The sequence below is a fragment of the Nocardia sp. CA-290969 genome (assembly GCF_050936135.1).
Taxonomy (GTDB): Bacteria; Actinomycetota; Actinomycetes; order Mycobacteriales; family Mycobacteriaceae; genus Nocardia.
Genome location: NZ_JBNJNJ010000001.1, coordinates 6,969,597 through 6,994,782 on the forward strand (window position 1 = coordinate 6,969,597; position 25,186 = coordinate 6,994,782).

The 25,186-nt window shown below is 65.9% G+C and carries 40 protein-coding genes and 1 tRNA gene; 34 read left to right on the forward strand and 7 right to left on the reverse strand.

The window, feature by feature from the left end; genetic code table 11:
• From ACQEVO_RS31800 to ACQEVO_RS31815, 4 genes are all read right to left on the reverse strand, one after another.
• Positions 1–345: a VOC family protein gene (locus ACQEVO_RS31800; RefSeq protein ID WP_432920108.1), complete on the reverse strand. Its 345-nt coding sequence runs from the start codon at positions 343–345 to the stop codon at positions 1–3.
• Positions 346–651: 306 nt separating this feature from the next.
• Positions 652–960 carry a hypothetical protein gene (locus ACQEVO_RS31805; protein WP_432920109.1) on the reverse strand — a complete coding sequence of 103 codons (309 nt, stop codon included), beginning with the start codon at positions 958–960 and terminating at the stop codon, positions 652–654.
• Entirely contained in the window at positions 950–1,159 is a 210-nt protein-coding gene (locus tag ACQEVO_RS31810) for a hypothetical protein (protein WP_432920110.1), read from the reverse strand. The genes ACQEVO_RS31805 and ACQEVO_RS31810 overlap by 11 nt, the downstream gene beginning before the upstream one ends.
• 263 nt (positions 1,160–1,422) lie before the next feature.
• On the reverse strand, positions 1,423–2,595 hold the full coding sequence (locus ACQEVO_RS31815) for a helix-turn-helix domain-containing protein (RefSeq protein WP_432920111.1): 1,173 nt from the start codon (positions 2,593–2,595) through the stop codon (positions 1,423–1,425).
• Positions 2,596–3,294: 699 nt separating this feature from the next.
• Here ACQEVO_RS31815 and ACQEVO_RS31820 point away from each other — a divergent pair.
• Together ACQEVO_RS31820 and ACQEVO_RS31825 are read left to right on the forward strand one after the other, a co-directional pair.
• Positions 3,295–3,966, forward strand: coding sequence for a hypothetical protein (locus tag ACQEVO_RS31820; RefSeq protein WP_432920112.1), 672 nt, complete (start codon positions 3,295–3,297; stop codon positions 3,964–3,966).
• A 119-nt stretch (positions 3,967–4,085) separates the two neighbouring features.
• Complete coding sequence (locus ACQEVO_RS31825; protein WP_432920113.1) at positions 4,086–4,526, forward strand: hypothetical protein; 441 nt, start codon at positions 4,086–4,088, stop codon at positions 4,524–4,526.
• An 81-nt stretch (positions 4,527–4,607) separates the two neighbouring features.
• On the opposite strand, the gene ACQEVO_RS31830 is transcribed toward ACQEVO_RS31825, so the two are convergent.
• A tRNA-Gly gene (locus ACQEVO_RS31830) sits at positions 4,608–4,678 on the reverse strand.
• 178 nt (positions 4,679–4,856) lie between these two features.
• On the opposite strand from ACQEVO_RS31830, the gene ACQEVO_RS31835 reads away from it, so the two are divergent.
• Positions 4,857–6,143 (forward strand): tyrosine-type recombinase/integrase, encoded by a 1,287-nt coding sequence (locus tag ACQEVO_RS31835; RefSeq protein WP_432920115.1) that lies wholly within the window; start codon positions 4,857–4,859, stop codon positions 6,141–6,143.
• A gap of 48 nt (positions 6,144–6,191) precedes the next feature.
• Here the strand turns inward: ACQEVO_RS31835 and ACQEVO_RS31840 are convergent, their stop codons facing one another.
• Positions 6,192–7,061, reverse strand: a complete 870-nt coding sequence (locus tag ACQEVO_RS31840) for an AMP-binding enzyme (RefSeq protein WP_432920117.1) — start codon at positions 7,059–7,061, stop codon at positions 6,192–6,194.
• Between the two features lie 107 nt (positions 7,062–7,168).
• On the opposite strand from ACQEVO_RS31840, the gene ACQEVO_RS31845 reads away from it, so the two are divergent.
• From ACQEVO_RS31845 to ACQEVO_RS31920, 16 genes are all read left to right on the forward strand, one after another.
• On the forward strand, positions 7,169–7,489 hold the full coding sequence (locus ACQEVO_RS31845) for a helix-turn-helix transcriptional regulator (protein ID WP_432920119.1): 321 nt from the start codon (positions 7,169–7,171) through the stop codon (positions 7,487–7,489).
• The gene (locus ACQEVO_RS31850; RefSeq protein ID WP_432920121.1) at positions 7,476–8,282 is read left to right on the forward strand and encodes a phage antirepressor N-terminal domain-containing protein; all 807 of its coding nucleotides are present in this window, start codon (positions 7,476–7,478) and stop codon (positions 8,280–8,282) included. The genes ACQEVO_RS31845 and ACQEVO_RS31850 overlap by 14 nt, the downstream gene beginning before the upstream one ends.
• On the forward strand, positions 8,279–8,530 hold the full coding sequence (locus tag ACQEVO_RS31855) for a hypothetical protein (RefSeq protein WP_432920123.1): 252 nt from the start codon (positions 8,279–8,281) through the stop codon (positions 8,528–8,530). The genes ACQEVO_RS31850 and ACQEVO_RS31855 overlap by 4 nt, the downstream gene beginning before the upstream one ends.
• Entirely contained in the window at positions 8,527–8,781 is a 255-nt protein-coding gene (locus ACQEVO_RS31860; protein ID WP_432920125.1) for a hypothetical protein, read from the forward strand. Before ACQEVO_RS31855 ends, ACQEVO_RS31860 begins: the two co-directional genes overlap by 4 nt.
• The gene (locus tag ACQEVO_RS31865) at positions 8,778–9,221 is read left to right on the forward strand and encodes a hypothetical protein (protein WP_432920127.1); all 444 of its coding nucleotides are present in this window, start codon (positions 8,778–8,780) and stop codon (positions 9,219–9,221) included. The genes ACQEVO_RS31860 and ACQEVO_RS31865 overlap by 4 nt, the downstream gene beginning before the upstream one ends.
• A gap of 109 nt (positions 9,222–9,330) precedes the next feature.
• Entirely contained in the window at positions 9,331–9,696 is a 366-nt protein-coding gene (locus ACQEVO_RS31870) for a hypothetical protein (RefSeq protein ID WP_432920129.1), read from the forward strand.
• The gene (locus ACQEVO_RS31875) at positions 9,693–10,172 is read left to right on the forward strand and encodes a hypothetical protein (protein WP_432920131.1); all 480 of its coding nucleotides are present in this window, start codon (positions 9,693–9,695) and stop codon (positions 10,170–10,172) included. The genes ACQEVO_RS31870 and ACQEVO_RS31875 overlap by 4 nt, the downstream gene beginning before the upstream one ends.
• Positions 10,173–10,234: 62 nt before the next feature.
• Entirely contained in the window at positions 10,235–11,155 is a 921-nt protein-coding gene (locus ACQEVO_RS31880; protein WP_432920133.1) for a helix-turn-helix domain-containing protein, read from the forward strand.
• The gene (locus tag ACQEVO_RS31885; protein WP_432920135.1) at positions 11,152–11,409 is read left to right on the forward strand and encodes a hypothetical protein; all 258 of its coding nucleotides are present in this window, start codon (positions 11,152–11,154) and stop codon (positions 11,407–11,409) included. Before ACQEVO_RS31880 ends, ACQEVO_RS31885 begins: the two co-directional genes overlap by 4 nt.
• A complete protein-coding gene (locus ACQEVO_RS31890; protein WP_432920137.1) occupies positions 11,406–12,737 on the forward strand; it encodes an AAA family ATPase in 1,332 nt (443 codons plus the stop codon). Before ACQEVO_RS31885 ends, ACQEVO_RS31890 begins: the two co-directional genes overlap by 4 nt.
• A 122-nt stretch (positions 12,738–12,859) precedes the next feature.
• The gene (locus tag ACQEVO_RS31895; RefSeq protein WP_432920139.1) at positions 12,860–13,006 is read left to right on the forward strand and encodes a hypothetical protein; all 147 of its coding nucleotides are present in this window, start codon (positions 12,860–12,862) and stop codon (positions 13,004–13,006) included.
• A gap of 38 nt (positions 13,007–13,044) precedes the next feature.
• Positions 13,045–13,788: a hypothetical protein gene (locus ACQEVO_RS31900; protein WP_432920141.1), complete on the forward strand. Its 744-nt coding sequence runs from the start codon at positions 13,045–13,047 to the stop codon at positions 13,786–13,788.
• Positions 13,789–13,816: 28 nt separating this feature from the next.
• Positions 13,817–13,966, forward strand: coding sequence for a hypothetical protein (locus ACQEVO_RS31905; protein WP_432920143.1), 150 nt, complete (start codon positions 13,817–13,819; stop codon positions 13,964–13,966).
• Positions 13,963–14,193, forward strand: a complete 231-nt coding sequence (locus tag ACQEVO_RS31910) for a hypothetical protein (RefSeq protein WP_432920145.1) — start codon at positions 13,963–13,965, stop codon at positions 14,191–14,193. The genes ACQEVO_RS31905 and ACQEVO_RS31910 overlap by 4 nt, the downstream gene beginning before the upstream one ends.
• Positions 14,190–14,582, forward strand: a complete 393-nt coding sequence (locus ACQEVO_RS31915) for a hypothetical protein (RefSeq protein WP_432920147.1) — start codon at positions 14,190–14,192, stop codon at positions 14,580–14,582. The genes ACQEVO_RS31910 and ACQEVO_RS31915 overlap by 4 nt, the downstream gene beginning before the upstream one ends.
• A gap of 391 nt (positions 14,583–14,973) precedes the next feature.
• Positions 14,974–15,231, forward strand: a complete 258-nt coding sequence (locus tag ACQEVO_RS31920) for a GreA/GreB family elongation factor (protein ID WP_432920149.1) — start codon at positions 14,974–14,976, stop codon at positions 15,229–15,231.
• 365 nt (positions 15,232–15,596) lie between these two features.
• Here the strand turns inward: ACQEVO_RS31920 and ACQEVO_RS31925 are convergent, their stop codons facing one another.
• Positions 15,597–15,920, reverse strand: a complete 324-nt coding sequence (locus tag ACQEVO_RS31925) for a hypothetical protein (protein ID WP_432920151.1) — start codon at positions 15,918–15,920, stop codon at positions 15,597–15,599.
• A 270-nt stretch (positions 15,921–16,190) separates the two neighbouring features.
• Here ACQEVO_RS31925 and ACQEVO_RS31930 point away from each other — a divergent pair, with 270 nt between their 5' ends.
• The 15 genes from ACQEVO_RS31930 (at position 16,191) to ACQEVO_RS32000 (ending at position 25,185) form a co-directional block, all read left to right on the forward strand.
• A complete protein-coding gene (locus tag ACQEVO_RS31930) occupies positions 16,191–16,472 on the forward strand; it encodes an HNH endonuclease (RefSeq protein WP_432920153.1) in 282 nt (93 codons plus the stop codon).
• 108 nt (positions 16,473–16,580) lie between these two features.
• The gene (locus ACQEVO_RS31935) at positions 16,581–16,874 is read left to right on the forward strand and encodes a hypothetical protein (RefSeq protein WP_195056132.1); all 294 of its coding nucleotides are present in this window, start codon (positions 16,581–16,583) and stop codon (positions 16,872–16,874) included.
• Positions 16,875–16,887: 13 nt separating this feature from the next.
• The gene (locus ACQEVO_RS31940) at positions 16,888–18,303 is read left to right on the forward strand and encodes a terminase (protein ID WP_432920155.1); all 1,416 of its coding nucleotides are present in this window, start codon (positions 16,888–16,890) and stop codon (positions 18,301–18,303) included.
• Positions 18,300–19,760, forward strand: a complete 1,461-nt coding sequence (locus ACQEVO_RS31945) for a phage portal protein (protein WP_432920157.1) — start codon at positions 18,300–18,302, stop codon at positions 19,758–19,760. Before ACQEVO_RS31940 ends, ACQEVO_RS31945 begins: the two co-directional genes overlap by 4 nt.
• A complete protein-coding gene (locus ACQEVO_RS31950) occupies positions 19,741–20,559 on the forward strand; it encodes a hypothetical protein (RefSeq protein WP_432920159.1) in 819 nt (272 codons plus the stop codon). Before ACQEVO_RS31945 ends, ACQEVO_RS31950 begins: the two co-directional genes overlap by 20 nt.
• A 49-nt stretch (positions 20,560–20,608) precedes the next feature.
• A complete protein-coding gene (locus ACQEVO_RS31955) occupies positions 20,609–21,199 on the forward strand; it encodes a hypothetical protein (RefSeq protein WP_432920161.1) in 591 nt (196 codons plus the stop codon).
• 12 nt (positions 21,200–21,211) lie between these two features.
• Positions 21,212–22,111 carry a phage major capsid family protein gene (locus ACQEVO_RS31960; protein WP_432920163.1) on the forward strand — a complete coding sequence of 300 codons (900 nt, stop codon included), beginning with the start codon at positions 21,212–21,214 and terminating at the stop codon, positions 22,109–22,111.
• On the forward strand, positions 22,111–22,272 hold the full coding sequence (locus ACQEVO_RS31965) for a DUF7302 family protein (protein WP_432920165.1): 162 nt from the start codon (positions 22,111–22,113) through the stop codon (positions 22,270–22,272). Before ACQEVO_RS31960 ends, ACQEVO_RS31965 begins: the two co-directional genes overlap by 1 nt.
• A 6-nt stretch (positions 22,273–22,278) precedes the next feature.
• Entirely contained in the window at positions 22,279–22,740 is a 462-nt protein-coding gene (locus ACQEVO_RS31970; protein WP_432920167.1) for a hypothetical protein, read from the forward strand.
• Positions 22,737–23,099: a hypothetical protein gene (locus tag ACQEVO_RS31975; protein ID WP_432920169.1), complete on the forward strand. Its 363-nt coding sequence runs from the start codon at positions 22,737–22,739 to the stop codon at positions 23,097–23,099. Before ACQEVO_RS31970 ends, ACQEVO_RS31975 begins: the two co-directional genes overlap by 4 nt.
• Positions 23,099–23,356, forward strand: a complete 258-nt coding sequence (locus ACQEVO_RS31980; RefSeq protein ID WP_432920171.1) for a hypothetical protein — start codon at positions 23,099–23,101, stop codon at positions 23,354–23,356. Before ACQEVO_RS31975 ends, ACQEVO_RS31980 begins: the two co-directional genes overlap by 1 nt.
• Entirely contained in the window at positions 23,356–23,760 is a 405-nt protein-coding gene (locus ACQEVO_RS31985) for a hypothetical protein (RefSeq protein ID WP_432920173.1), read from the forward strand. Before ACQEVO_RS31980 ends, ACQEVO_RS31985 begins: the two co-directional genes overlap by 1 nt.
• A gap of 58 nt (positions 23,761–23,818) precedes the next feature.
• A complete protein-coding gene (locus ACQEVO_RS31990; protein WP_432920175.1) occupies positions 23,819–24,403 on the forward strand; it encodes a hypothetical protein in 585 nt (194 codons plus the stop codon).
• A gap of 111 nt (positions 24,404–24,514) precedes the next feature.
• Positions 24,515–24,811 carry a hypothetical protein gene (locus ACQEVO_RS31995; protein ID WP_432920177.1) on the forward strand — a complete coding sequence of 99 codons (297 nt, stop codon included), beginning with the start codon at positions 24,515–24,517 and terminating at the stop codon, positions 24,809–24,811.
• Positions 24,772–25,185, forward strand: a complete 414-nt coding sequence (locus ACQEVO_RS32000) for a DUF5361 domain-containing protein (protein ID WP_432920179.1) — start codon at positions 24,772–24,774, stop codon at positions 25,183–25,185. The genes ACQEVO_RS31995 and ACQEVO_RS32000 overlap by 40 nt, the downstream gene beginning before the upstream one ends.
• Position 25,186 lies beyond the last annotated feature (1 nt).

Consider the following 25,186-nt stretch of genomic DNA (forward strand, 5'->3'; position numbering starts at 1 on the left):
TCACCGCGGCGGCGACGGATGCCGCGGTTGATAGATGGGAAGTTCACTCCCATCGGGCATTTCGATCGCAGCCAGCAACCCCCATCCCTGGTCGGCGATCTCGGTCGATACCGTGACACCTTTCGCCCGCAGGCCGGTCAAGGTCTGCTCGATGTCCTCGCACATCAGGTACAGCCCGTGACTCGTACTCTCCGCCGGATGCACCGCCAATTCGGCAGGCGGCATCGCGAAAATGGGCCAGCCGCCGCCGGCATCCACCCAATCCAGTTCGAGCACATCCCGAAGGAAGGCGCGAACCTTCTCCGCTTCGGGCGTGAACACGATCGCATGCAGACCGGTCAGCATCGCGCCACCGTAACCCCGGCCCGCCGCCTCGTGGCACCGCAACACGAAGTTCCGGGGGTCGCGCCGAGTCGTCCCGCAGTCAGCCGAGCAACCGGTCCTCGTTCACGTCGAAGAACACCAACCCGCGCAGTCCCGCACGCTCCGTGGCATACCCGGCCACTCGGCGGCTTTGCTGTACATCGTCGCGAAATAGATGAATGGTCCGGAGGCGTTCTTGATTCCTCCACCTCAACCGGTCGGTCGAAGCGTAATTTCGATCGACGCGGTGCGCCCGTCGGCCGGCACTCGAGGACGAAGCCTGTGTTTCTACGGCCGGGTGAAATCGCGACCTCCGTCGAGCACTACACCACCGGCGCCTATCACCTCGGCGATCTCGGCCAGCGCATGCCATTCCCGCCCTGCCCATACGTCCTTTGCGGTGAGGTGGGGTACGACAACCACTTCGGCGCCATGTTCGAGCGCGTGCCCCGCCGCGATCATCACGGCCAGTCGCGGTACGGCCGTATCGGTGATCGCGGTGAATACGACCCGAAGGTTGTGCAGCCGGATCAGCCGCTCGAGTTCTGCGCCGCCACCGTCCTCCCGGCGCAGCACCACCGCCCGCCTACTCGGCATCTCGCACTACGTCGATATCGGCGGAACGCAACCGCTCGACAGCGAGGTCGACTTCTCGGCGGAACACATCCTCGTCGTCGTGGGACGGTGAGCAGGGCGCTACGGACGGCCCGAGTGCGCGGATACCCGCAGCAATGCGCTGAAGAAGTGCCATATCCGCACTGGGATGGGTGTTCAGTAGCCGTACTTCCCTGGCCATTGCTTCATTCGACTGCGGCCGGACCGATATGGTTCGCTCACGCATAGGTGTCCCTCTCCCCGAACAAGGTGTCAGCGCATGGACACCCGGCGCCGGGGATACCACCACGCGGCCATCCGTCAGGCCGGGGTGTGCCGCGCAATTTCGGCTTGCGGCACACCCGGCGCCGGGGTGGTCACACGGTCGCACCACGAATGTGGCTGTGTCTGTGTCTGTTTCGGGACGGAATGAGCGAAAAGGGCACAAGCGATGGTTTGGTTCGGTCAGTACTCGAGGCGTATCGCATCAGCAAGCCCGCGCATCTCCTGAGTCAGTGTGCGTCGCCCGCGGACTACCTCAGCGAGAATGTCGCGTGCGTAGCGTTGCTGGGGTAGCCACTCGGGCGCGGTCGCGTAGAGATCCTGCATGACCGCGATGGCCTCGCTGTATTGGCGCAATTGTGTGTGCGCGTACGCCACGTCCAGCCGATGCCGAAGTCGAGGTGCTGCTGTGCGGGACGGGACCGCTGCGGCCGGGATCGATTCGGCAATGGCGAGCACGCGATCCGGACGGCCGGTGATCACTGCGCATTCCCCGGCGATCTGGGCAACTGTCACCGGGCCGTACGGTCTGTGAGGCGCGGGGTCGTAAGACATCTCGCGACCGATTCGGTCGGCGGCCGCCTTCGCGAGGCTGAGTGCATCCTCGGTTACGCCGGGGTTGTTGTCCCGGACTCCGACATTCGCGACGTACAACCACAGTCGGCCCCAGAGTGCGAGCTGAATCGGCGTCGCCCGCGAGAATCGGGGCTCGATGTCGTCAGCCCACCGCTGCGCGAGCTCGGCGGCGGCCGCGAGCCGGCCTTGCCGCAAGTGGCTCCACACCAGGGCGTTGACCGGTGCGACAGCGGTACCGCGGTCGGGCGCCTCGTCGATCGCGCGTCCCAGCGCATCCGCGGCGGAGTCGAATTGCCTGTTCTGCACCAGTAGCCAGCCGGTCATGCCGAGGATTCGCGACCGGAGTGCGCGCCCTTCGCTGTCATCGAGAGCGGCGGCGTCACGTAGCAGGGCCGGTAGACCTGCCGCAACCTCGGTATACCGATGTTCACCCAACGCCGGCAGAAGGCTCGCGTAGCCCGCCTTCACTCCATCGGCCGTGGGCGCTTCGTCGAGGTCATCGTTGTGACCGGCCAGTGCTCGGCGCACGGGCCCCCACAGATCCAGGGTCTCGGGCGATGCCCACTCGGCATCGCCGCGACCGTCCTGCAGCGTGGAGGTCTTGACCCCTAATGCGACGGCGAGAGCGCGCAGGGTCTCGAGCCGAACGCTATCGCGCTGGCCCTGTTCGATCTTTTTGATGAGCGAGAGCGATATCCCGCTCAGCTCCGACAGTTCGCTTTGCGACAGCCCGCGGCGTTTGCGCACGCTGGCGACGCGGTCCCCAAGATCCGCAGCCATACCATCGAGCGTACGGACTCACAGCATTTCGCGACATGGATCGGGCCCGGAAGGAACTCGCTGTTCCCCGGCGATCTGAGGCTCTCGGCCCCGCGCCGGACCTTCTTGTGGCACGTCGGAGAGTTCGGTGGTGGTACTCCGACCAGGAATACCGCAAGGGGGATACGTGGAAGTTGTTGCGGCCGTGGTGGTTCGGTCGGTGGTATGCCGTAAGGTTGCCGTACCTCCTGCCGAGGGGCGGTGGACGTGGGTCCAGACATCGCGCCCAGGGAGGAGGTGGTGGGGAATGGCGAAACATCGCCGGAACAAGAGCAAGGCCCCGGTCGATCACGGCATCGTGCTTGCCACAGCTGCCGTGATCGCCGGGGCGCTCCTGGTGGTCCGCCGAGTCTGGCGGGCTAGCTGACCCATCAGGGTGGGGCGTCGCGGCAACGGCGCTCCACCCGCTCGGCGTCACTCGCGTGACGCTACAAGTGTACAGATTCGGCGGTGTTCGCGGGACTCCGCCGATGCGTCAACCCGCCCGACTACGATGACTACAGTTCAGCGCTGCCGGTGGTACACCATCGGTTCGGCAACCGGGTGAGCCCGGGCCGCAACCGGTCGACCGGTCGCCGGGCGACTTGTGCTCGATTGTGGAAGGTGAGCCGACGCCTTCCACGAGGAGATCTGATGTCTGTCGTACGCACCGGCCACCAGATGCACGACTATCTGATCGACCGGGTGAACGACATTCTGCGCAGAGCGGAAATGTTCGGTGGTGAGCCTGCGCTGTGGACAACCTTCGACCACCTTTATCACCTCGAGGGCGACGACTCCGGCTACATGGACCTTCGGCAGTCATGGAGCGAGCGCAATGCGTCCACGTCGACCGGACTGAAAGGCGCACTCTGCGGTCTGCTTCCGGAAAACGTCGTTACCAATGCCGTGGCCTCGATGTATGCCGAAGCGGCCCAGGCCAGGACCTGGCTTCGACTCGACCGGACCCTGGCTCACAGCGAGATGACCGAATTGCGCAAACGTGTCCACTCGTTCGCCGCCGAGGACCACAGCTGGAGTGAAGTCGTCGCGGCGTTCGGCGAACCCAGTGTTCTGATCGGCGGCTCCAACCGCCACTACGGGAAAACGCTCGCCTACGCCACCGCCGACGCGACCGATCCCATGGTCTTCTTCCACCTCTGGAACGGCACAGAACCCGGGTCCCAGCCGTCCTGGCCGCCTGCGCGCCCAGAGCCGGTACTGCTCGCTATCCGATACGGGTCGGCAAAGTGGCCCGACGCATTTGTCTTCACTCCGCAGGGCAACCGTCTCCGCCACCATCGACGCGTGTCGGCGGGCGCTGTGTCGACAGACGGGGGACGTCGGAAGTGAGGCCGGCTCTGCAGGGTTAGGTGTGCGCCGTTGACCCTATATGGACATGTGTCTACTCTCGTGTCTGGACATAATTATGCTCGGCGCTCCAGTCTGCCGTCGCCCGAAAGGACCCGAGAGTGACGAATGTTCCTAGCCGTAACGCTCGTTTGGCGCACGCTTCCAAGCACGCCGAACTCTGGAATGCGGGCCGCAAAGGTGAATGGGTTGCGTCGTGGCGCACGATCATCCCGGCCGGTGTGCGAATGTTCGACCCGGTCGGTACCGAGGAAAAGACCGGATTCGAGGCCGCGACCACGCATGCGTGGGACCTCTTCCAGCAACTGCTGCGAATCACGATGCTGACTGTCCAGGTCAACGGCGACGAAATGGCGTGGGTGTGCGAGAACCGGTTCGGCAGTGGCGATGACGTCGTGACGGTGCACAGCATCGAGACGTTTGCCTGGGATGCGAAGGGCGACCTGTTGATCAAGACCTACTATCCGATGCCCGAGCGCGTCGGCGCCGACCAAGACCCCTACGCGCATATCCTCGAGGGCGGGGCCACCGGTCATTCCTGATTCGTCGTAACTGACCTCGCTGGAGGACCGGACAAGCTCCGCAGCGCTCGACGACATGCTCTCGACGCTCGCAGGTTGTGGTGGAGCCGGTGACGGGAATCGAACCCGCGCCATCTGCTTGGGAAGCAGATATGACAACGTTTTTCACCTGCGTCGATCTCTCGAATCGCCTGGTAGATACCAAATTATCGAGTTGCGCGATACCGTACGGTACCCGGTCATAGGGTACAGTAATAGGGTACAGCTACGGAGGGATTAGCACGTTCGTGCCAGTTTCGGGTGGCAAACAACCTGCACACCTCTGCCCTCCACGACCGCAGGGTGATCGCGATGGCCGAACGAGAAAAGTACCGCACCCCCGGGAAGCGTCGACGGCGCACCAAGGGGGCGGGCGCGCTGTTCCAACGCAAGGACGGGATGTGGATCGGGCGAGTGGATGTCCCGGACGAACTGGACCCGAAGCGGTACCGGTCCCAGGTGTCCGCCGCGGACAAGGCGGTCGCACTGGAGAGGCTGGAGCAGCTGAAGCTCGAGATCGCCCAAGGGGTTGAGCAGATCAAGAGGGGCGTCACGGTCGAAACCTGGATCCTGCAATGGGTCGAGCACAAGAAGCCCCATCTCGCGCCGAACGTGTACAAGTCGTATCGAGCGACCGCCCGCCAGCAGATCATCCCGTCCATCGGGAACGTGCGACTGCCGCACCTCAAACCGGCGCATATCCGGTACCTGCTCGAGTACTGCACCACGGCGACCAAGGAAATCGTTGTCGACGGCGAGAAACAGACCGTTCCGAAATGGAAGTCCCGCACCATCCAGGTCGCCTACGACCGGATCAAGCAAGCCCTCGATGACGCACGCAAGGAGCGGCCGCCGCTGGTCCGCGAGAATGTCGCCGAGCTGGTTCCGCGCCCGAAGGCCGTGTCGGAGGAGATCCCTCACCACACCGCCGAACAGGCTCGAGCCGTCATCTCCACTGCGCTGCGCCGGCGGAACCCGTACGTCTCGCTGATTGCCGCTCGGTACCTGACAGCGATGCGTCGTGGTGAACTCCTCGGCCTGGAGGAGGACCGGATCGACTTCGACAACCTCACGATCGACAAGTCGTGGCAGTTGCAGTGGCTTCCGCTGAAGGAGGGCATGAAGTACTCCGACGATCCGGACCGGTACGACGCGCCGAGGGATTACGAGGTCCGGCCGCTGTATTTCGGGGCCGCGCTGGTACGCCCGAAGTCTCGGAAGTCGTATCTGATCCCGATGCCGCCGGAGCTGGCCGCGATCCTGCAGGTGTATCTGGAGACGCGGGAGCCGAACGAGTACGGCTTGGTGTGGACGTCGAGCAAGGGTAAGCCGATCCAGTTCGCGAGTGATGCGGAGTTGTGGGAGGACGCGCAGGCTGCGGCGGAGGTGCCGATCATCCCGGGGCATGGTGGCCGGCATACGGCGAACAACTTGCTGGAGATCCCGGAGGACGACCGTATGAAGATTCTGGGTCAGTCGACGGTGACGGCGAACAGGATTTACCGGAAGGTCAATTTGGATCGGGCAAGAGCGGGTATGGGGGAGTTCTCGCGGCTGCTGCTGCCCGAGGTGATCGTCCCGAAGGAATTGCGGCGGTGAATCATAAGACCGGGACCATAGCGGGGTCGTGCCGGGCTCTCCGCAATCCTATTTCCTAGTTTTTATCCATGGGTCAAAAATGAGAGACCGTCGATCGCCCGTTCGTGGCCCCTTCATCAGATTGAACTCGCGCAACATTTTTGCATTCAGCTTCCCATTACGGTACCGAGGTATCTCCTCGAGAGTGACGAGCGCAAGCGGTACGTGTATTTGCTTCGCCGTCTTCATGAGCGCGTCGCGCACGGCCTCAACGCTGTAGCCAGCATCCTGCTTCGGGACTACAAACATCACGAGCATGGGACCTCCAGTGGGGCTCTCGCGGACTAATCCCACAGCCTCCGCAACGGAGGGCAAATCACACACAACGGACTCCAGTTCGGGCAGCAGTGACGCCTGAGCTGCGCCCGATGAAAAACTCTGCTCAGACATTATTCGCTGCTGCACGGCAAGCCCGTGAAGCGCATTCTTCAAGACTTCCCTGAGTCCCTCGATGGGAATTAGCTCCCTGAATTGCTCGGCATCCTCCTGAGGAAAGGGCGCCAATGCCCGATCGATTGAATGAATCAGGTCGATGCCTTCTTTTAGGATCGGCTCCGTGCGCGTGACGTAGTAGCTCAATCGTCGACCCAATTCGAAGAGCCACTGCTCGTCTGCAGAGTGCGTCTGCAGCATGACCGAAAGATTCGCACCCAGCACCTCCGCGATAACAGCGGCCTCGTTCAAACGGACTGGGCGGACACCAGTCTCCGTCCGTTGAACGGTCTGCTGGTGAAACGGCAGTCCGCGGTCGGCAAGCAACCGTGCCAGCTCGGTCTGCGAGATCGCGTTCTTCTCACGAAGCAACTTCATGTTCTCGATGAAGACCGCCTCCCATGGCAGCTGGCCAGAATCGTTGGGTTCGTTGGTCTCGCTGGTCACGAGGGCTAGCCTAACGTGACGTTGTTGCCCCGACAAGACGTTGTCAACATCGTTTTGTGGTGGTACCTTACGAATCGTTGTTCCGGTTTGCGAAGGAGAAACTGAGCGTGGACCTTCTGACCACACCCCAGGTCGAACGAGAGTTCGGCATCCCCCAGGGAACCTTGCGGTACTGGCGCCACCTCGGCATCGGCCCCACATCGTTTCGCCTGGGCCGTAAGCGGATCGTCTACCGCCGGTCCGAGGTGGATCGTTGGATTGCCGAACAGGAGTCGGCTACACGAAGGGGCGACCTGCCAGGCAGCGATCCCCCGTTGCTAATCGATTGCGGCAGCAGCACCCGTTCCTCCGGCCAAGAAGTCCCGGGTGCCGCCGCCTCTACCACTCCAACCCCCACGAAAGAGGAGGCCGAGCGTGTCTCAGCCTAGTAACCAGCTGCGTCCGAACATCGGTTCGGTCGGTGAACTCGTCCCGGTAGTCGTCCCGGGCGCGTCGTTGCCAATCCAGACCGACGGCAAGCGGCTCGCCGCACTGCGCCCCGTGGTCGAGTCCCTCGGCCTCGATTACTCCGGCCAGCTCCAGAAGCTCAAAGGGAAGTCCTGGGCAACCGTGGAGAATTTCTCCACGGTTGGCGCGGACGGGAAAGTACGCGACATGGTCGGGATCGACCGTCGCACTGTGACGATGTGGTTGGCCACCCTCGACGAGAACCGCGTCCGCGAGGAGCACCGGGCCGACCTCCGCGCCTACCAGGCCGAGGCTGCCGATGCGCTGGATGCCTTCTTCCACGAGGGCGGAGCCATCAACCCCAGCGCCAGCGTCGACCAGCTCGATCGCCTCACCAACCGGGCCCGGACGCAGATGGAGATCATCCGTCTCGCCGAGGGCATCATCGACGCAAAGCATCTGGAAGCGAAGGCACGGATCGTCCTCGCCCGCAGCCTCGGCGAGGCGCCCGAGCTGGATCCCACCTCACGCCCGCTGTACGCCCAGTCCTACCTGGCCGAGAAGGGGCTTCGCCGGTCAGAGGTGAAATCCATCAGCGGCGTATTCGGCAAGCGCGTGAAGGCCGCCTACGTCCTGAAGTACGGGGTCGATCCGAAGAAGTACCCGCTGGAGGCCGAGAACGGCCGGATCGTCGACGCCAACGCCTACACCGAGGCGGACCGTCCCCTGATGGACGAGGTCTGGGACAGGTACTACGCGGGGGTGCAGGCATGAGCCCCACGATCGAGCGGCCGACCCCCTGGGCGTGGTGGGCCGAACCCGAGGAGATCAACGCCGGCAGCCAGACCGTCCTCGTCGGAGGTGCCAGCGTCCAGAACGGTCCCGATATCGCAGCGCTTGTGGTCCTGGCACACGGTTGGTCCGCCGACGTCACCCTCACCTTGGCGCAGCTCGACGAGCTTATTGAGGCGCTGAACGGTGTTCGGGAGGCCCTGGCCACGCCCGTGGACGGTGCGGCATGAGCACCATCGACATCGACCGGGCGGTCACCGAGGCTGTGGAGAAGGCGCTGGCTGAGCTGGTCGTGGACCGGCGCCCGGTCGCTCTCGATCTGGCAGCCGCGATGCAGTACAGCGGCATGTCGAAGACGGCTCTGAACCAGTTGCTCCGCGAGGAGAAGATCGTCGCGAGGAAGTTCGGCACGAAGAACTTGTTCCTGCGCGAGAGCCTCGACCGGTACCTCAGCAGCCTGCCCGCGTGGGGGTCGCGATGACGACCCCGTACAACAGCCTGGACTGCTTGAAGTACCTGGCGAAGCGGACCAACGGAACCGTCGGCTGGGTCGCCGATAGCGCATCATGCGCGCTCGCCGACCACCCACACCCGACGGTCAGCATCGAACCGGAACTTGATGCCTTGAGCGAGTTCATCGACGAGATGCACTCGCTGCTCGGTCCGATTGTCCTGGACTGGGACAACTACAGCGACGGCCGCCCCGTGTCGACCCGCGTCGATATCGAGCAGGGATACACGTTCGAGCACGTCTGGCACCCGGACCCTGCGAAGAACACGGCAGGTGTGGTGACCGGTAGGCGCCTGGCCGATCCGGGCGAGGACAACGGTTCCTGGGAGGTCCATATCCTCCCGCCGTCGACAGTTCAGGTCGTCCTTTTGCCGCCGAAGCCTGCGCTGCGCTCGGTCCCCGCGGAGTAACGCCTCCAACGACGAAGGCCGCCCCGACGAATCGGCGGCGGCCTTCCCTCTCTACCACTCCAGCCGGCCACTACCCCGGCGGAGTTTCACTCCAGATCGGAGCTTATCAGTGACTGATCAAAATGGCAGCCCCCTCGTTGTCGATGTGCGCTGCGGTGATTGCGGCAAGCACCTCCCGGGCTGGGAGTACAAGCCGATGTTCGTGCAGTGCCTCGACTGCGCCGAGGTCGCCGACACCATGACCGCCGATACCGCTCGGCTGGTGGCGAACGTGCATCGTCGGTTGCGCGACGCCTTCGCCCAGTCCGGCCGGACGGCGCCCGAGGTCGAGCGGATGACCGGGATCGCCCGCGAGCGCGTATCCGCGCTGATCGATGGCCGCGACACGGCTACGGTCTCCGAACTCTTGCTCCTCGGTATGGCTTTCGGACACAACGCGAGCGAATGGTTCCGTGCCGAGGCGGTGGGTCAGTGACCAGCGTCTACGAAACCGCCGCAGTCCTCGGCGTCGAGTTCGAGACGCCCCTCGGCGAAATCCGGGTCCACGGTGAGTGGTTCGAAGCCGGAACCGTAGTTGCCACCGACGACGGTGCCGTCCGCGTCATTCCTCGCTCCGGGCTCGACGAGAACAGCCGGGACGAACTGCTCGGCATGGCGATACAGGTCGCCATCCAGGGCCCCGGCCGCCCGCCTGCGTGGCGCTATGCAGTCGGGCTCGGGTGGGTGGCGTGCGTGCAGCTCCGGCACCGCTCCGAGCAGGAGCTGCGAATGCGCAAGTTCGCGTTCGAAGTCCTCAATGCCTTCGGTCAGCGACCGCGGGACTGCCGGGCACACCTCGACTTCTACCTGGATATCGGTCGCCGGTGCTCGCTGACGGACACCGAGATCGGCCAGTGCCTGGGGATGTCCGAGGACGAAGTTCGCCGCGAACTCGCGGCCGGAGGTCAGTAGTGATGTTAACGCGGGCGCGGTTCTGCCGCGCCCGCGTTGTCGCGGAGAAGGAGATCCGGACTGTGAGTTGGCAAGCCAGCCGCTGGGCGGCCAGGGTCGCGAAAACGGAGAGCGGCAGCGAGAAGTGCGTGCTGCTGGTCATGGCTGAGATCGCCGACGAGCACGGTCAAGGTGTCCGGGTCTCGCAGGGCACGTTGGAGGAGCGCTGCTGCTTCACGGAGCGCACCGTTCGCCGCGCCCTGATCGGCCTGGAGACTCGCGGGCTCATCCGCCGCGGCAACCAACGGCTTGTTCAGCACCTGCCGGTTGGCCGGCGACCGGTCGTCTGGGATCTGGTGCTCACGGAGTTCGCCGGTTCCGAGGACCTTCTGAACGACGATTTTGGAGAGGACACTGTGTCCCCTCAGGCCGGACATAATGTCCGCTCGGACACAGTGACCCCTCAGGGCGGACATGACGTCCCCTCAGAGGGGACAGAAAGTCCCCTCGACCGGGGACATTGTGTCCCCTCAAGGGGGGACACAATGTCCGACAAAGCTTCCTTAGAAGCTTCCTTTGAAGCATCTTCTTCGTCATCGGCGAAATCGCCGACGACGCGAAAGCAGAAGCCGAAGCGCGAACCACAGCGTGATGACGTCGATGCCCTCTGTAACCGGCTCCGGGAAAGCGTCATCGCCAACGGATCCAAACCGCCCACGATCACCGAAGCATGGAGGCGGGAGGCGCGCCTGCTGCTCGATCGGGACGGCCCCGAGTGCCGTGGCGTCGATCTCCAGAAGGCCCTGAACGTGCTCGATTGGTCCCAGCAGGACCCGTTCTGGAAAGACAACATTCGCTCGATGCCCAAGTTCCGCAAGCAGTACGACGTGCTTCGTGGCAGGGCGCTCGCCGAGTACGAGCGGAATAAGTCGCACGGTCGGGAGCCGTCAGCGGCGCCGATGCGGGACCCCCGGTCCGGGAATCTCGTGGAGGCGCGCTGGTGAGCGTCGCTGACATGGCCGCGATCATCTCGCGCGCACCCGAATCCCAGGAAGAGGCCGACTGGGCGGCCCTCGGCCAGGCCGTCGCCGAAATGCACGCCCCGGAAGACGGCCGCTGCCGCCAGTGCGGGCAGGAATGGTTCACCTACCCCGATTTCCCCGGCTGTGAAACGTATCTGGAGGTGCGTCTGCACCTCGTCCAAATCATTGGTCGCCGCGTCCAGCGGATCGCGGCGAAGTACTGGAAGGGGGCATGACCGTGCACGACATCGCATCGGGCGGCCCGTTCGCCGACGACGGCGCCGAACAACTGGTTCTCGCCGCGGCGCTGGACAACCCGCACCTGCTGCCCTCGGTGCTGGCGCTGCCGCCGGACGCGTTCTCCCGGCCGCTGCACCAGGAACTACACGCCGTGCTGCGCGCCATGGCCGCCGACGGCGAGCCCATCGACCACGTTTCGGTCCAGCGCCGCGCGACGGCTCGCCTGGGGGTCGGGATGGGCGGGCAGATTGACCGCCTCCTCCTGGCGATGATGGGACGGACCACGGGAACCATGATCGGGTTCCACCTCGACCGGCTGTTGATGCTCGCCAAGGCTCGCGCGGTCGACGTGGCGGCAATCCGGCTCCGGCAATTCGCGGAGCACAGCGTGATCGGTGACGACGCCGAATCGCTGCGGGTCGGTGTGGACCGAGCGATCGAGGAACTCAACACCATCCGCGCCGAATCGGCCGGCACGGTCACCGACGCCGACCTGCCGGCGAGCCTGGCCGATGTCCTGGAGTACTCGGAGAGCTACGACTGGCTGGTCCCCGGCGTCCTGGAGCGCACGGACCGGCTGATCGTGACCGGATTCGAGGGCACCGGGAAGTCGTACCTGCTGGCGCAGATGGCGCTGTGCGTGTCCGCGGGCCTGAACCCGTTCCTCGGCTGCGCTGGTGGCGAACCGGGCCGGGTGCTGGTGGTGGACTGTGAGAACAGCGAACGGCAGACCGCGCGCCGGTATCGGCGGATGCGCGGGATGGTCGAGAAATGCTGCCACAAGGCGGGCCGTCCGATCCCGGACTGGTCGAAGCAGTTGCGGTTCGTCCTCCGCCCCGAGGGTGTGGCACTCAACGACCCGCGTGAGTTCGCGAAGGTCGAGCGAGCGATCCGTGCGACGAACCCGGACATGGTGATCGCGGGCCCGCTGTACCGAATGCACACCCTCGACACCCGGGACGAGCAGGCCGCGAAGGAACTGACCGACCGCCTCGATGAACTGCGGGTCCGCTACCGGTTCGCTCTCGTCACCGAGGCTCATGTGGCGCACGGCAGCGCACGGGAGGCGCGGGCGCTGAAGCCGATCGGGTCGTCGCTGTTTCTGCGGTGGCCGGAGTTCGGTCTCGGGTTGCGGCCGGCGCAGGGCACCGAGGAGGAGGAGCACCCGTCACGGGTGGACATCGTGGCGTGGCGCGGCGGCCGCGAGGACCGCGTCTGGCCCTCCCAGTTGCATCACGACTATCAGCGGCTGCCGTGGACCGCCGACGACAAGTACTGGATGCGCCTCGAGCAGGCGGGCGTGAAGGTCGGGGTCCCCTCATGAGCCGAAAACCGGTCCGAATCGTCAGGACATCCCAGAGCGCCCCCGACGGACCGCCCAGGAGCCGCCTGGCGCCGTCTACGCCGCCTCCGGGCGTGAGCGTCTGCCCGGCCTGTTCGGCCTACGTGGCAGACCCAGAGCTTCATGCCGCGTACCACGACAGGACCGACCGGTGGGCCCGGCGGGTGGGCGAGGTACTGCAGATCGTCCTGAACACGTTGCTCGTGGGCCGCGGCTCCATCACCAACGGGAAGCCCGGAGACCGCCTGTGAACCACCGCCTTGCCACCTGCGAGAACCGAGGAGGACCCATGCGACACCCTGAAACCCTCACCAGCACCGGGAAAAGCATCCCCACGGACGGGAAACCGCTGCGCACTGAGGGCACCGTCGAACACGAGTGCCGCCAGGGACGCCACTGCAAGAACCGCACCCGCACCGCGGAGGGCCACTGGTACGGCGCCGGCGTCGAACGCTCTGGCGCCCTCTGCCGCTCTTGTGAGGAGCACGCCTTCGCCGATATCCGGCAACTGGCCGACGATTACGCGGATCTCGCCCAGGCGCGCACCGAGCCGACCCGAATAGGCGGTGGCCCGAAGGTGTCCCGCTCCGCGGAGCTACCGGTCCCGATCGCGCTCATCGTTGACGCCCTCATGACCGAGATCGACGAGGAGGCGGCACGCTGGGCGCGGCGCCTTCCCGGGGACGGACCGGACCTGACGGTAATCTGCTCCCGCCTCGGCACCCTGGTGGACCTTCCCGTCCAGACGGTGACGGTGTGGGTTCCCCACCCGGACGGCGGTGACGATGTCACCCGGACCGTCCTGGACGGTGTCGATGCGGTCCTGCGGTTGTCGGCGCTGCACCGGCGCGCGGTGAAGCTGCTCGGCCGCGATGAGGTCAGAGACAGCCGGCTGACCGAGGCATGCCACGTCTGCGGGATGTGCACGCTCACGGTGAGCCTCCAAACCAATCTGATCACGTGCCGGATGTGCCGCAACGTCTGGCACCAGGACGAATTCGCACGGTTGAACAACCCACTCGTGGCGGCATGAGTGCCCGCGGCGATGACCGGAAGGAGTCATGGCAATCAGCACAGAGAAATTCACGCCTGCGGAAGAAGCGTGGCTCGCCGAGGTCAAGAAGGGCTGGGCACCGCTCGACGCCTACCAGGCCATGATCATCCGCCGACATTTCCGGACCAAACCGCCCCAGCAAGAAGGCAGGACATGAGCAGCACAGAGAACGGATTCCGCACCACCGACTGGAACCCCATCGTGGTTGAGGCCGCGAAGGTCATGTACGAGCGTCTCCGCGTCGGCGATCGTGATCTGCCGCCGTGGTCTCAACTCGACGACGACGCGACCGATCACTACTGCATCGCCGCCCAGAACTGCGTCGAAACGTTCCATTGGGAGGCGTCGAAGATGGTCACCGTGTACCGGGACTTCCACGGATGACCGGGATTCGACGCTCGACCCTGGACTGGGCTCGCGATATCGCTCGGGCCTACCGCGGTGCTCTATTGGCCGTGGATCCGGAGCGCTGCGCCCGCCTCGACGAGAAGGCGCGAGAGAACGGGCAGAACTGGGCGGCGCCGACCCCGGTCGATCCGGCGGAGATGGAACGGTACTTCGACGTCCCACTGCCACCGGCGGAGATCGAGCGGCTGTGGGGCGTGAAAGCGGCGACGATCCGTTCCTGGGCACGCAAGGAGCGGCGCGACCCCGGAGACCGGTCGAAGCCGCTCCTGCGCCGTCACGGGGAAGGCAAGCATGCCAGGTATGTCCCGCGGGAAGTGCTGGCCGTCCAGTCGCGGCACAGGGTGATCGAGAGCCGCCTGGAATGAACAGCATCCTGAGTTCTCGGCACTCGCGTGCGTGAGCGGCCGACTCGAACCCGCGACAGCCAGGATTGCACCTATATCCGGCCTTGCGCGCGGGCCGGACTTTCGGCAACCTTCGTGACATCACGAAGGTTGCCACTCCGCCCTCACATGCGCCGGACGCCAGGCCGCTTTTCGTTGGCATCACCGAAAAGATCCAGTGGCACTCACGCCCTCGAACCCGGCGCGGCGGCTGGACATTGTGCACCGTGCCAGGCAGGATGTAGGTGGACCAGGACAACTGTGTCCATATCGAGATCAGTCTCCACCGGCATGAAACATCCACGCATCTTCCGGGATATTTTGAGTGCCTGACCATCCTGTCGGGCAACCGATCCGGAAAGCGCAGGTAACCATGCCGAACAACCCCATCGCTCTGAACTCGCAACTCGTGCTGTCTGAACTCGACACCGACGACAAGATCGTCGACCAGTTCGACTACCGCATCGTTCCCGACGACGAAGCCGACGCCGCACAGGCCTGGTACCCGGTGAGTGCACCGACCAGCCAGGACCTCCTTGGGCGTATCGCCAATGACATCGTCGAGACCACGCGCGACGGTCGATCCGTTCGTGTTCGGGTTCAGGCCCACGAAGCCATCGTTCAGCGATAGGCTCTCCCTACGGCGGACCGCCGTAGACCCTAAGCCCACCCCGGCCCCCTTCCGAGGTGGGCTTAGTTTCGTCCAGGGAGAGCCCCATGTCTCGGATGATGGTCCACCGCAGCGGATCCTGCGGATGTTGTTCCGCACCTGAACGAGGGACCGCCCGCCAACGCGAGAAACGCGCATGGCTCGCAGAGGTCACCTCTGGACGGGAGCACTCCCGCAACCTCACCGAGGAGTCCTGATGGCCATCCTGGCCGCGTTCATCCACTCCCTGTGCCGCCCGACGCCGCTCCACACCCTGGAGCAGCCCATGACCGTGTTCGAAGTCGCGCCCACAGTGTGGAGCTGGTGAGCGACCACACCGGCAGCGGTTACTCGCCGGCGTCCAGGTCGATGCTCGTGATTGCGGTTTCCGACTCTGGAGGCACCTGGCCCATATTCCCGCGGACGCCTCCCGCCCGGGCCCGCTGGTACTTCACAGCCTGACCAGTCGCCATCGGCACCCGCTCGTCGGCGTGGAGCTTGAACCCCAGCAGCCACTGGTCACCCGTCAGCCGGCCGATCACTGGGCGCTTCTCATAGCTCGCGGTATCCGCCCGAGCGTGCTGCTCCACCAGGTCCAGGCTCTTGGAAACGGCCACCGGCCGCGACCCGGGGACGCTGTAGTGCTCGAACGACCTCCACCACCCGTACATGCCAACGACCCTATCGGCCGCCGCCCAGCCCTACAGGAGAACCAGTGACCAGCCTCATCCTCAACGCCCTGTGGGACCTCATCAGCTACAACGACTTCCAGCTCCCCAAGCTCGCATGGCAGGCCATCCGCACAGGCTCGGCATAACCCATGCCCCAACCCCTGACGTCGGTCCTCCTCAGCATCGGCACCACACTGCTGTGGGCCTCCATCGTGTTCGCTCTCGTGATGCTGCTCATCCGCCTGCAGGGCAAGCCCAACAGCTGAGCCCATGCAACGCAGCACCAGCACAAGAGACCGACACCGAACCCTCATCGCCCGCGGCCGGCCACCATGCGGCATCTGCGGTGGCGACATCGACTACAGCCTCCCCCACCTGGATCCGGGCGAGTACGTGATCGACCACATCGTGCCCTTAGCTCGAGGTGGCACCGACACCCTGGACAACCTCCAGCCGGCTCACCGGCACTGCAACAGGCAGAAAGCCGACAAGGACCCCGACACAGCCCCCAGACCGGCCTACCGGACATTCGTCACCGAGCGAACCTGGTGACCACCCACCCCTGGGCGGGGTCCCGCTCCCACCGCAGGACCCGCCGCCCTGGGCATAGGCGGCTGTCTATCCACGAAGCCCCCGCCCCCCGGAAGGAGGCGACCGACCATGGCTGAGAAGAAGCTGCGGGTCGTCTCCGAGGAGGAGCGCCGCGCGCAGCCGCTGACGTTGTTGGAGGCGGTCGAGGACGGCGATGTCCTGGCGATCCTGAAGGCGCAGCGGCGGATCATCGCCGAGTCGCTGGCGACAGCGTCGGAGAACACGAAGCCGCAGTACTCCAACGAGTTGACGAAGCTGACGAAGCTGATCACCGAGGAGGAAGGCCGGCGGGCGGTGGAGCGCGGCGAGAACTCTGTGGTCGCGCGGACCGATGACGAAGCCTGGGACAGCTCGGCTATCTGAGGTCGCCCGGCATGTGATCGAGCCGGACGGGATTGTCTCGACTCGCTGGCCGCGGGTTCGGGACACCTGCCGCAACCTGGGTTGGGAGTTCGACGGCTGGCAGGACGGCACCGGGCGCCTGATCTTGGCTCTGCGCGCCGATGGGCTGTACGCGGCCGACACGGTGGTGATCTCGATCCCGCGGCAGGTGGGCAAGACCTTCCTGATCGGCGCGATCGTGTTCGCGCTGTGCCTGATCTTCCCGGGTCTGACGGTGATCTGGACGGCGCACCGGTTCAAGACCGCGCGCGAGACGTTCTCGGCGATGAGTTCGATGGCCGACTCGCCCCGTGTCCGACCGCATATCAGCAACGTGTCCCGCGGCCGCGGTGAGGAAGGCGTCTACTTCGTCAACGGGTCCCGGATCATGTTCGGCGCCCGGGAGCGTGGGTTCGGACGAGGGTTCGCGAAGGTCGACGTCCTGGTGCTCGATGAGGGACAGATCCTCACCGAGGCCGCGATGGAGGACATGGTGCCGGCCACGAACGCCGCACCGAACCCGCTGATCCTGCTGACCGGCACACCGCCGCGGCCGAAGGACCCGGGCGAGATCTTCACGACGCTGCGGCAGGAAGCGCTCGACGGCGAGTCCGACGAAACGGTGTTCATCGAGATCTCGGCTGACCGTGATTGCGACCCGAACGACCGCGAGCAGTGGCGCAAGGCGAACCCTTCGTACCCGCATCGGACTTCCGAGCGCGCGATCCTGCGCATGAAGAAGAACCTGGGGCCGGACTCGTTCATGCGTGAGGGCCTCGGTGTCTGGGATGAGATCAGCAAGCACATGCCGGTCGTGCGGGCGTCGCTGTGGCGGGAGCTGGTCGACGTCGGACCGGCCGACGGCACCGCGCCGACAGCGTTCGGCGTGGATATGTCGCATGGCCGGGAGATCTCGATATCGGCGTGCTGGATCGAGGGTGAATCGGCGCACTGCGAGGAAGTGTGGGCCGGTGTCGACGAGGACGCCGCGGTCGAGTGGCTGCTCGCCCGGGCGCGGCGGCGAACCCCGATCGCGATCGATTCGGCTTCGCCCGCGGCGTCGATGGTTCCAGTGCTGCGGGCCCGGCGGATGGCGGTTGTGCAGACCTCAGCGGGCGATATGGCGAAGGCGTGCGGGCTGTTCGTGGCGAAGGTGAAGGGCGCTCGGTTCACTCACGGCGGGCAGAAGGCGGTGGATGACGCGGTGGAGGGCGGCCGGAAGCGGCCGATCGGTACTGCCGGCGGGTGGGGTTGGGACAGGACGGACGAGACCGTGAATATCGCGCCGATCGTGGCGATGACGTTGGCGCTGTTCGGGGCGTCGGGAACGCGGCCCCTCTCGGGCGGCGGCCGCGGTGTCTCCCGTGGCACGAGGTCGACGACAGGCGGAAGGACGGCGGTATCGCGGTGATCACCGACAGGATCGCAGCCGAGAAGATCACCATTCCCGGCCTGGACAACGACGAGCAGGACACGCTCGATGGTCTGGTCGTCGAGTTGGACCGGAAGGCGCGGCGTAACCGCCTGCGCAAGGCGTACTACGACGGCAAGCACGCCGTGGAGCGGCTCGGGCCGGTTGTCCCGCCCCAGTACTACCAGCTGGCCATCGTTCTCGGCTGGTCGGCCAAGGCGGTCGATATCCTCGCCCGCCGCTGCAACCTCGATGGGTTCGTGTGGCCGGACGGCGATCTCGCCAGTCTCGGTATCGACGAAGTGGTCGAAGACAACTTTCTCGGTGCCGAGTCGTCTGCTGCGGTGACCTCCTCGCTGATCCACAGTGTCTCGTTCCTGGTGAACACCGAGGGTGACGGCGATGGCCCGAAGTCGCTGATCCACACGAAGGATGCGCTCAACGCAACCGGTGAGTGGAACCAGCGGACCCGCCGGCTGGACAACCTGCTGTCGATCACCTCCCGTGACGAGGAGGGTCGGCCGACCGGGCTGGCGCTGTACCTGGAGAACCTGACCATCGTGGCCGAACGGCGTTCGGGCAGATGGGCGATCGTGGATCGGTCGACGCATCCGTGGGGTGTGCCTGCTGAGCCGTTGGTGTACCGGTATCGCCCAGGGCGACCGTTCGGTGCGTCGCGGATCTCGCGGGCGGTGATGTCGCTGCACGATCAGGCGATTCGGACGGTGATCCGTATGGAGGGTCACGCCGATGTGTTCAGCTTCCCTGAGCTGCTGCTACTCGGCGCGGACGAGTCGGTGTTCAAGAACGCCGACGGGACGACGCGCGCGGTGTGGGAAGTGATGCTCGGCCGGATCAAGGGCATCCCGGACGACGACAACGCGGTGAACCCGCGCGCGGACGTGAAGCAGTTCGCTGCCAGCTCGCCGGCGCCACATATCGAGATGCTGCGGCAGCAGGCGCAACTGTTCAGCGGTGAGACGTCGATCCCGCTGACCTCGCTGGGTGTCTCGGACATGAGTAATCCGACCTCCGCGGACAGCTACATCGCATCGCGTGAGGACCTGATCGCCGAGGCCGAGGGTGCGACCGACGACTGGTCGCCGGCGTTCCGGCGGTCGATGATGCGGGCGCTGGCTATCCAGAACGACCTCGACGAGATCCCGCCGGAGTGGCGCAGCATCGACACGAAGTGGCGGTCACCGATCTACCTGTCCCGGGCGGCGCAGGCCGACGCGGGCATGAAGCAGCTGACCGCGGTGCCGTGGCTCGCCGAGACAGAGGTCGGGCTCGAGCTGCTGGGTCTCACCGAGCAGCAGATCGAACGCGCTTTGGCGGATCGGCGGCGTGCAAATGTGCGCCAGATCCTGGATCGGCTTCCCGCGGTACCCGACGTGACGGCGCAAGCTCCGGCGCAGGTAGACGAGACGGCCACCGATGGCAGTATCGCCCGCTGAGCGGCAGTACATCCTCGCCCAGATCGGGAAGGTCGCCTCGGATGCGCTGCAGGTGCTGTGGCAGCAGGCGGCAGAGTTGTCGACCGGCGATTTCGCCGCGTTCGTGATCGAGGCCTTCCCGGAGCTGGTCGCGCCGTACACCACGCTGGCCGCCGAAACGGCGCTGCTGTGGTACGCGGCGTCGGAGGTGGTGCCCACCGACTTCGTGCCGGAGCTGGGGTCGCTGCCGAGCGTGGAGCAGTTGACCCGGTCGGCCGAGTGGGCGCTGGGCGGGCAGGGAACGGTCGGGCTCGACCGCTTGCAGGGCACCACGCAGCGAGCGGTGTACGACTCGGCGCGCAGCACGATCGTCGAGAACTCCGACTCCGAGCCGGGTGCTCGGTGGGCGCGGTATGCGTCGGCGAACGCGTGCGCGTTCTGCGCGATGCTGGCCACCCGCGGCGCCGTCTACACCTCCGCCGAGGCTGCTGGCGGTGTCGTCGGCCGGGGCACGGAGATGTCGCTGATGGATCGCCGGATCCGCGCGGCCGGCGGGACCCGGCGCACCGGTGGGCGGTTCACGGCTGGGGGTGTACGCGCCCGCGGGGAACGCGCGCTCGGCGAGAAGTATCACGACCACTGCCATTGCGTCGCGATCGAGGTCCGTCCCGGCGACAGCTACACCCCACCTGACTACGTCGAGCGGTGGGACGACGCCTACATCACCGCGACCCGCGAAACGCCGGGCGTCGGACGGTATGGCGCGATCGACCGAACCGCGGTGCTCGCTCATATGCGCGAGTCGCTCGGCTCTCACTAGACCACCCCGACCGCAACGGGCGGGGACAAACCCGAAACGGGAGATGCACATGTCCGCCATCACGATGCCTATCCATCCGGTGACCGGAGTGCGGGCGATCGGATTCACCCGCCGCGGCCCCGTCTGGCCGGTTCTCGGTGGCGCAGAAGACGCCGGCCATCCCGGCGCCGGCGATAGCGCCACCGGCGACGGCTCGGGTGATACACCGCCCGCCGATCCGAAGCCGACCGAAACGGTCGAGTTCTGGAAGCAGAAGGCCCGGGAGCAGGAGAAGCGCGCCAAGGACAACGCCGCCGCCGCGAAGCGGCTGGCCGAGATCGAAGACGCGCAGAAGTCGGAGACCCAGCGCGCTGCTGACAAGGTCGCCGCAGCCGAGGCCGAGATCGCAACGATCCCGGCGAAGGTCGCCGACGCGCTCCGCGGTCACCTGGTCACGCTGCACAAGATCGACAGCGCCGACGCCGAACTGTTCCTTACGGCAACGGATCCCGATCTGCTGCTCAAGCAGGTCGACCGGCTCGTCGCTCAGGCGGACAAGAGCAAGAAACGTAACCACGTTCCCCGCGAGGGGAATAACCCCGAACCCGGCGAGAACTCGATGCACGCGTTCGCGCGGCAGCTGTTCCACGGCGGAGAATAAGGAAGGGCCACCATGGCTACTTTGACCACCGGGAGCCTGAGCATCCCGAACCAGATCCTCGATCCGTGGCTCGGCAAGGTGAAGTACGGCTCGGCCGTAGCCACTCTGTCCGGCGCCACCCCGATGAAGTTCGGCACGGGCCAGTCGATGACCTTCACCATCGGCGAAGCCGAGTACGTCGGTGAGGGCGCGAACAAGGGCGGATCGACCTTCACCCCGACCACCAAGACGGTGAAGCCGTTCAAGTTCCACAAGACGGTGCGCTGGACCGAAGAGGTCATGTGGGCCAACGAGGATCACCAGCTCGAGGTGGTCGAGCAGATCCTCGACCAGATCCAGCCCGCGCTGTCGCGCGCTCTGGACTTCGGTGTGTTCCACGGCATCAACCCCACCGGCGGCGCTGCGGTCGCAGCAATGACCGAGAAGCTGTCCGACACAACCAACTCGATCGAGATCGGCGCGAGCGATAAGCCGTACGCCAACCTCGACGCGGCCGACGCGCTGATCCTGGCCGACAGCTTCAACCCGCGCGATATCGCGTTGGATCCGTCCTTCGCCGCGGTGTTCGGCGGTCTGCGTAACGCGACCTCCGAGCAGAAGCTGTACCCCGATCTGTCCTACGCGACCGCCCCCGCCGGCCGCCTGGAGAACCACAACTCGTCGGTGTCCGACACCGTCGGTGCTGTCGGCGTGGCCGCTGTCGACACGGACGTGAAGGCGTTCGTGGGTGACTTCTCCGCGATCCGGTGGGGCATCCAGCGGCAGCTCGGCCTGGAGGTCATCCAGTACGGCGACCCGGACGGTGGCGGTGACCTCAAGCGCAACAACCAGGTCGCGTTCCGCTCCGAGGTCGTCTACGGCTGGGGCATCGCGGATCTGAACGCGTTCGCCAAGATCATCGACGCGGCCTGATGCCTCGCCTGCGTAACTCCGTGACCGGTGTGGTCGTGTCCGTCTCCGACGACACGGCCACCCGGCTCGGCCGCGAATGGCAGCCCGTCGAGGCCGCGCCACCGCGCCCCCGCAGGCGTGCACCCCGGCGAGCCCCGGCCCCGGCGACCGAAAAGGAGTAGGTGCACATGGGCGACTTCATCCAACCAGTGGACCTCGCGCCCTTCGCGACCATCGATCCGGCCAAGGCTGCGGCGATGATCGAGGACGCCGAGGCCATGGCCAAGGAGTACGCCCCGTGCATCACCGACGCCGAGTTCGTGAAGCAGGGCGCGGTGAAGGCGATCCTCCGCGGAGCGATCTTGCGGTGGAACGATGCCGGGTCTGGTGCGGTAGCGACGCAGTCGGCGGGTCCGTACGCGCAGACGTACGACACCCGGCAGCCGCGTCGACAGCTGTTCTGGCCCAGCGAGATCGAGCAGTTGCAAGGCCTGTGTACGACCGACGGTGACGGCAAAGCCTTCGCGGTGGACACGGCGCCCGGGTGCGGGACGGTGCACGCGGCGACGTGTTCGCTGGTGTTCGGCGCGCTGTACTGCTCTTGCGGTGCCGATCTCGCCGGCACCCCGCTGTGGGGTGTGAGCGGATGACGTTCCCGACCCCGTGGTCGGTGGGGGTGCATGCCTTCTCCGACAGCGGAACGGACGCGCACGGCAACCCGACCATCACGTTCACCCCGCCTCTGTCGCAACCGGGCACCACGGCGGCGGTATACGGCTGGTTCGTGCCGTCGACCACCGAACCGCCCTTGGCCGGGCACGACCGGGTGATCGTCGATGTGCAGCTCCTCGTCCCGCCGGGGTTCCCGGCCGGGCCCAGGGATGTCGTCGATCTACCGGAAGGGCCGGCTGGGCAATTCGAGGTCGTCGGCTATCCGGAGGACTACACGCACGGCCCATTCGGGTGGGCGCCGGGTGCTGTGCTGAATCTGCGGAAGGTGGACGGCTGATGGCCGTACGTATCCGGTTCCACAACGAGGCGTTCGAGGAGCTCCGCCGCGGAGACGCGGTGCAGGACGAACTCGCCAAGCATGCCGAGGCCTGGGCCCAGGCCGCCCGGGACGACTCCGGCCGGTTCGGGTATCAAGCGCGGCGCGGCGTCGGTGAAAGCCGGGACCGAGCCGCAGTGGTCACGGTCAACGCCGCCGCGATGAACAACGAGGCACACCACCACACCCTGATCCGCACGATGCCGGGCGGCACCTGATGACCGCGCTGGTCGCGTTCCCGGACGCCGAGGCCGCGATCATCACGCACCTGCGTGGCCAGCTCGCCGCGCTCGGCGTTCCAACACCGGTCTCGGGGCGGGTGCCCAACCCGGTGCCAGCCCGGCATGTTCGGGTTGTTCGCACCGGTGGTCTTCGCCGGGACCTTGTCACCGACCGGGCCCGGTTGACGTTCGAGTGCCGTGATTCGGGTGGCGAGCCGGGCGCAATCGAGCTGGCTCGGCTCGTGCGGGCGATCGTCACCCACGCGCCCGGCTACATGGGCGGGGCGTGGGTGGATGTGGCCGCTGAAGTCGGGGGCCCGGCGTCGTCGCCGGACCCAGATACCGGGACGCCCCGGTATCTGCTGACCGTCGAGCTGCACATGCGTGGCTCGGAACTGTAAACCGCTCCACTGATTCATCTCTCCAAGGGCCTGCGCAACAACCCGAAGGAGAACCGCCATGGCTATGGCGACCACCAAGACCATCGGTGCGGGTACCCCGAACATGGTCACCGGCGGCGTGCTCGTCGCCCCTCTCGGCAGCACTCTGCCGACCACCGCGGCCGCCGCCTACGACGCCGCGTTCAAAGCCCTCGGCTACGTATCGGAGGACGGTCTCGAATCCCAGGGCGAACGGACCGTCGAGGCCATCAAGGACTGGAACGCCGACATCATCGCCCAGCTGCAGACCGAGCATTCGGCGCGGTTCGGGCTGACCCTGTACGCGGTGTGGGATCCGGACGTCCTGAAAGAGGTGTTCGGCGAGGACAACGTCACCACCACCGCGGCGACCCCGACCACCGGAACCTTGATCACCGTCGAGGAAACCGGCTCGATCCTGCCGTACCGCTCGTGGTCGTTCGATATGGCATACGGCGGCAAGAAGCTTCGGCTGGTGCTGCCGAACGCCAAGATCACCGAGGTGACCGAGTCGGCGTTCGTGTCCAACGCGCTGGCCGGTTTCCAGGTCGTCGTCGAGGCGTTCAAGGACGACGTCGGCGTGAAGGTCTACCGCTACTACGACGACGGCGTGTTCTCGGTCTGACCGTCCCCAAGACCCCCAGTGGTGGCGGGTTCCCCTATGCGCAGGCCGCCCGCCACCGCTGGGGCTTCACAGCCCTATTCGCCTGCGCATCAATGAGAAAGGTCTGCGCACATGACTGCTCGTAGAAGGCCGGCCGCTGCCGGTCCGAAGGAGACGACGGTCGTCGAGGACGACTTCGTCACCAAGGTTGGCGGTGTCGAGATCCGGTTGCCGTCGCTGTCGAATCTGCCGTTCGGGCTGCTCCGCAAGTCTCGGAACCTGTCGAAGCTCGAGCTGATGTTCGTGGTCATCGAGGACGTGCTCACCGATAAGCAGCTCGCCGCCATCGACAAGCTCCGCAACACCGAGATCACCCAGCTCGTCAACGATTGGCGCGAGCACTCGGGTATCGACCTGGGGGAATCCTAAGCCTCGCCGCCCTCATCGAGCAGTACCCGCAGGCGGTCGAGCGTGACCTGATCGACCGCGGGCTGCGGCTGCGCCAACTCGGCACCGAGGCCCTGACGTGGTGCGACTTCCGCGCGATCTTCGCGTACCCGCACCCGGATATGGCGGTTACCCGGGCGATGCGGCCGGATGAGTGGCAGTGGGGCCTCACCGAACAGCTGCTTGCCTCTGCTGTGGATGCCCTGACCTTGCTTGTTTGGGCGAAAACCAAGGACGCCCAGAAGGGCCGCAACCGTCCGAAACCGATCCCTCGCCCCGGCATTGCCCGGCCCGAGCGGATCGGCGACGCGATGTCGATCGAGGAACTCAACGCACTCATCGGATGGGAGGTGTAGC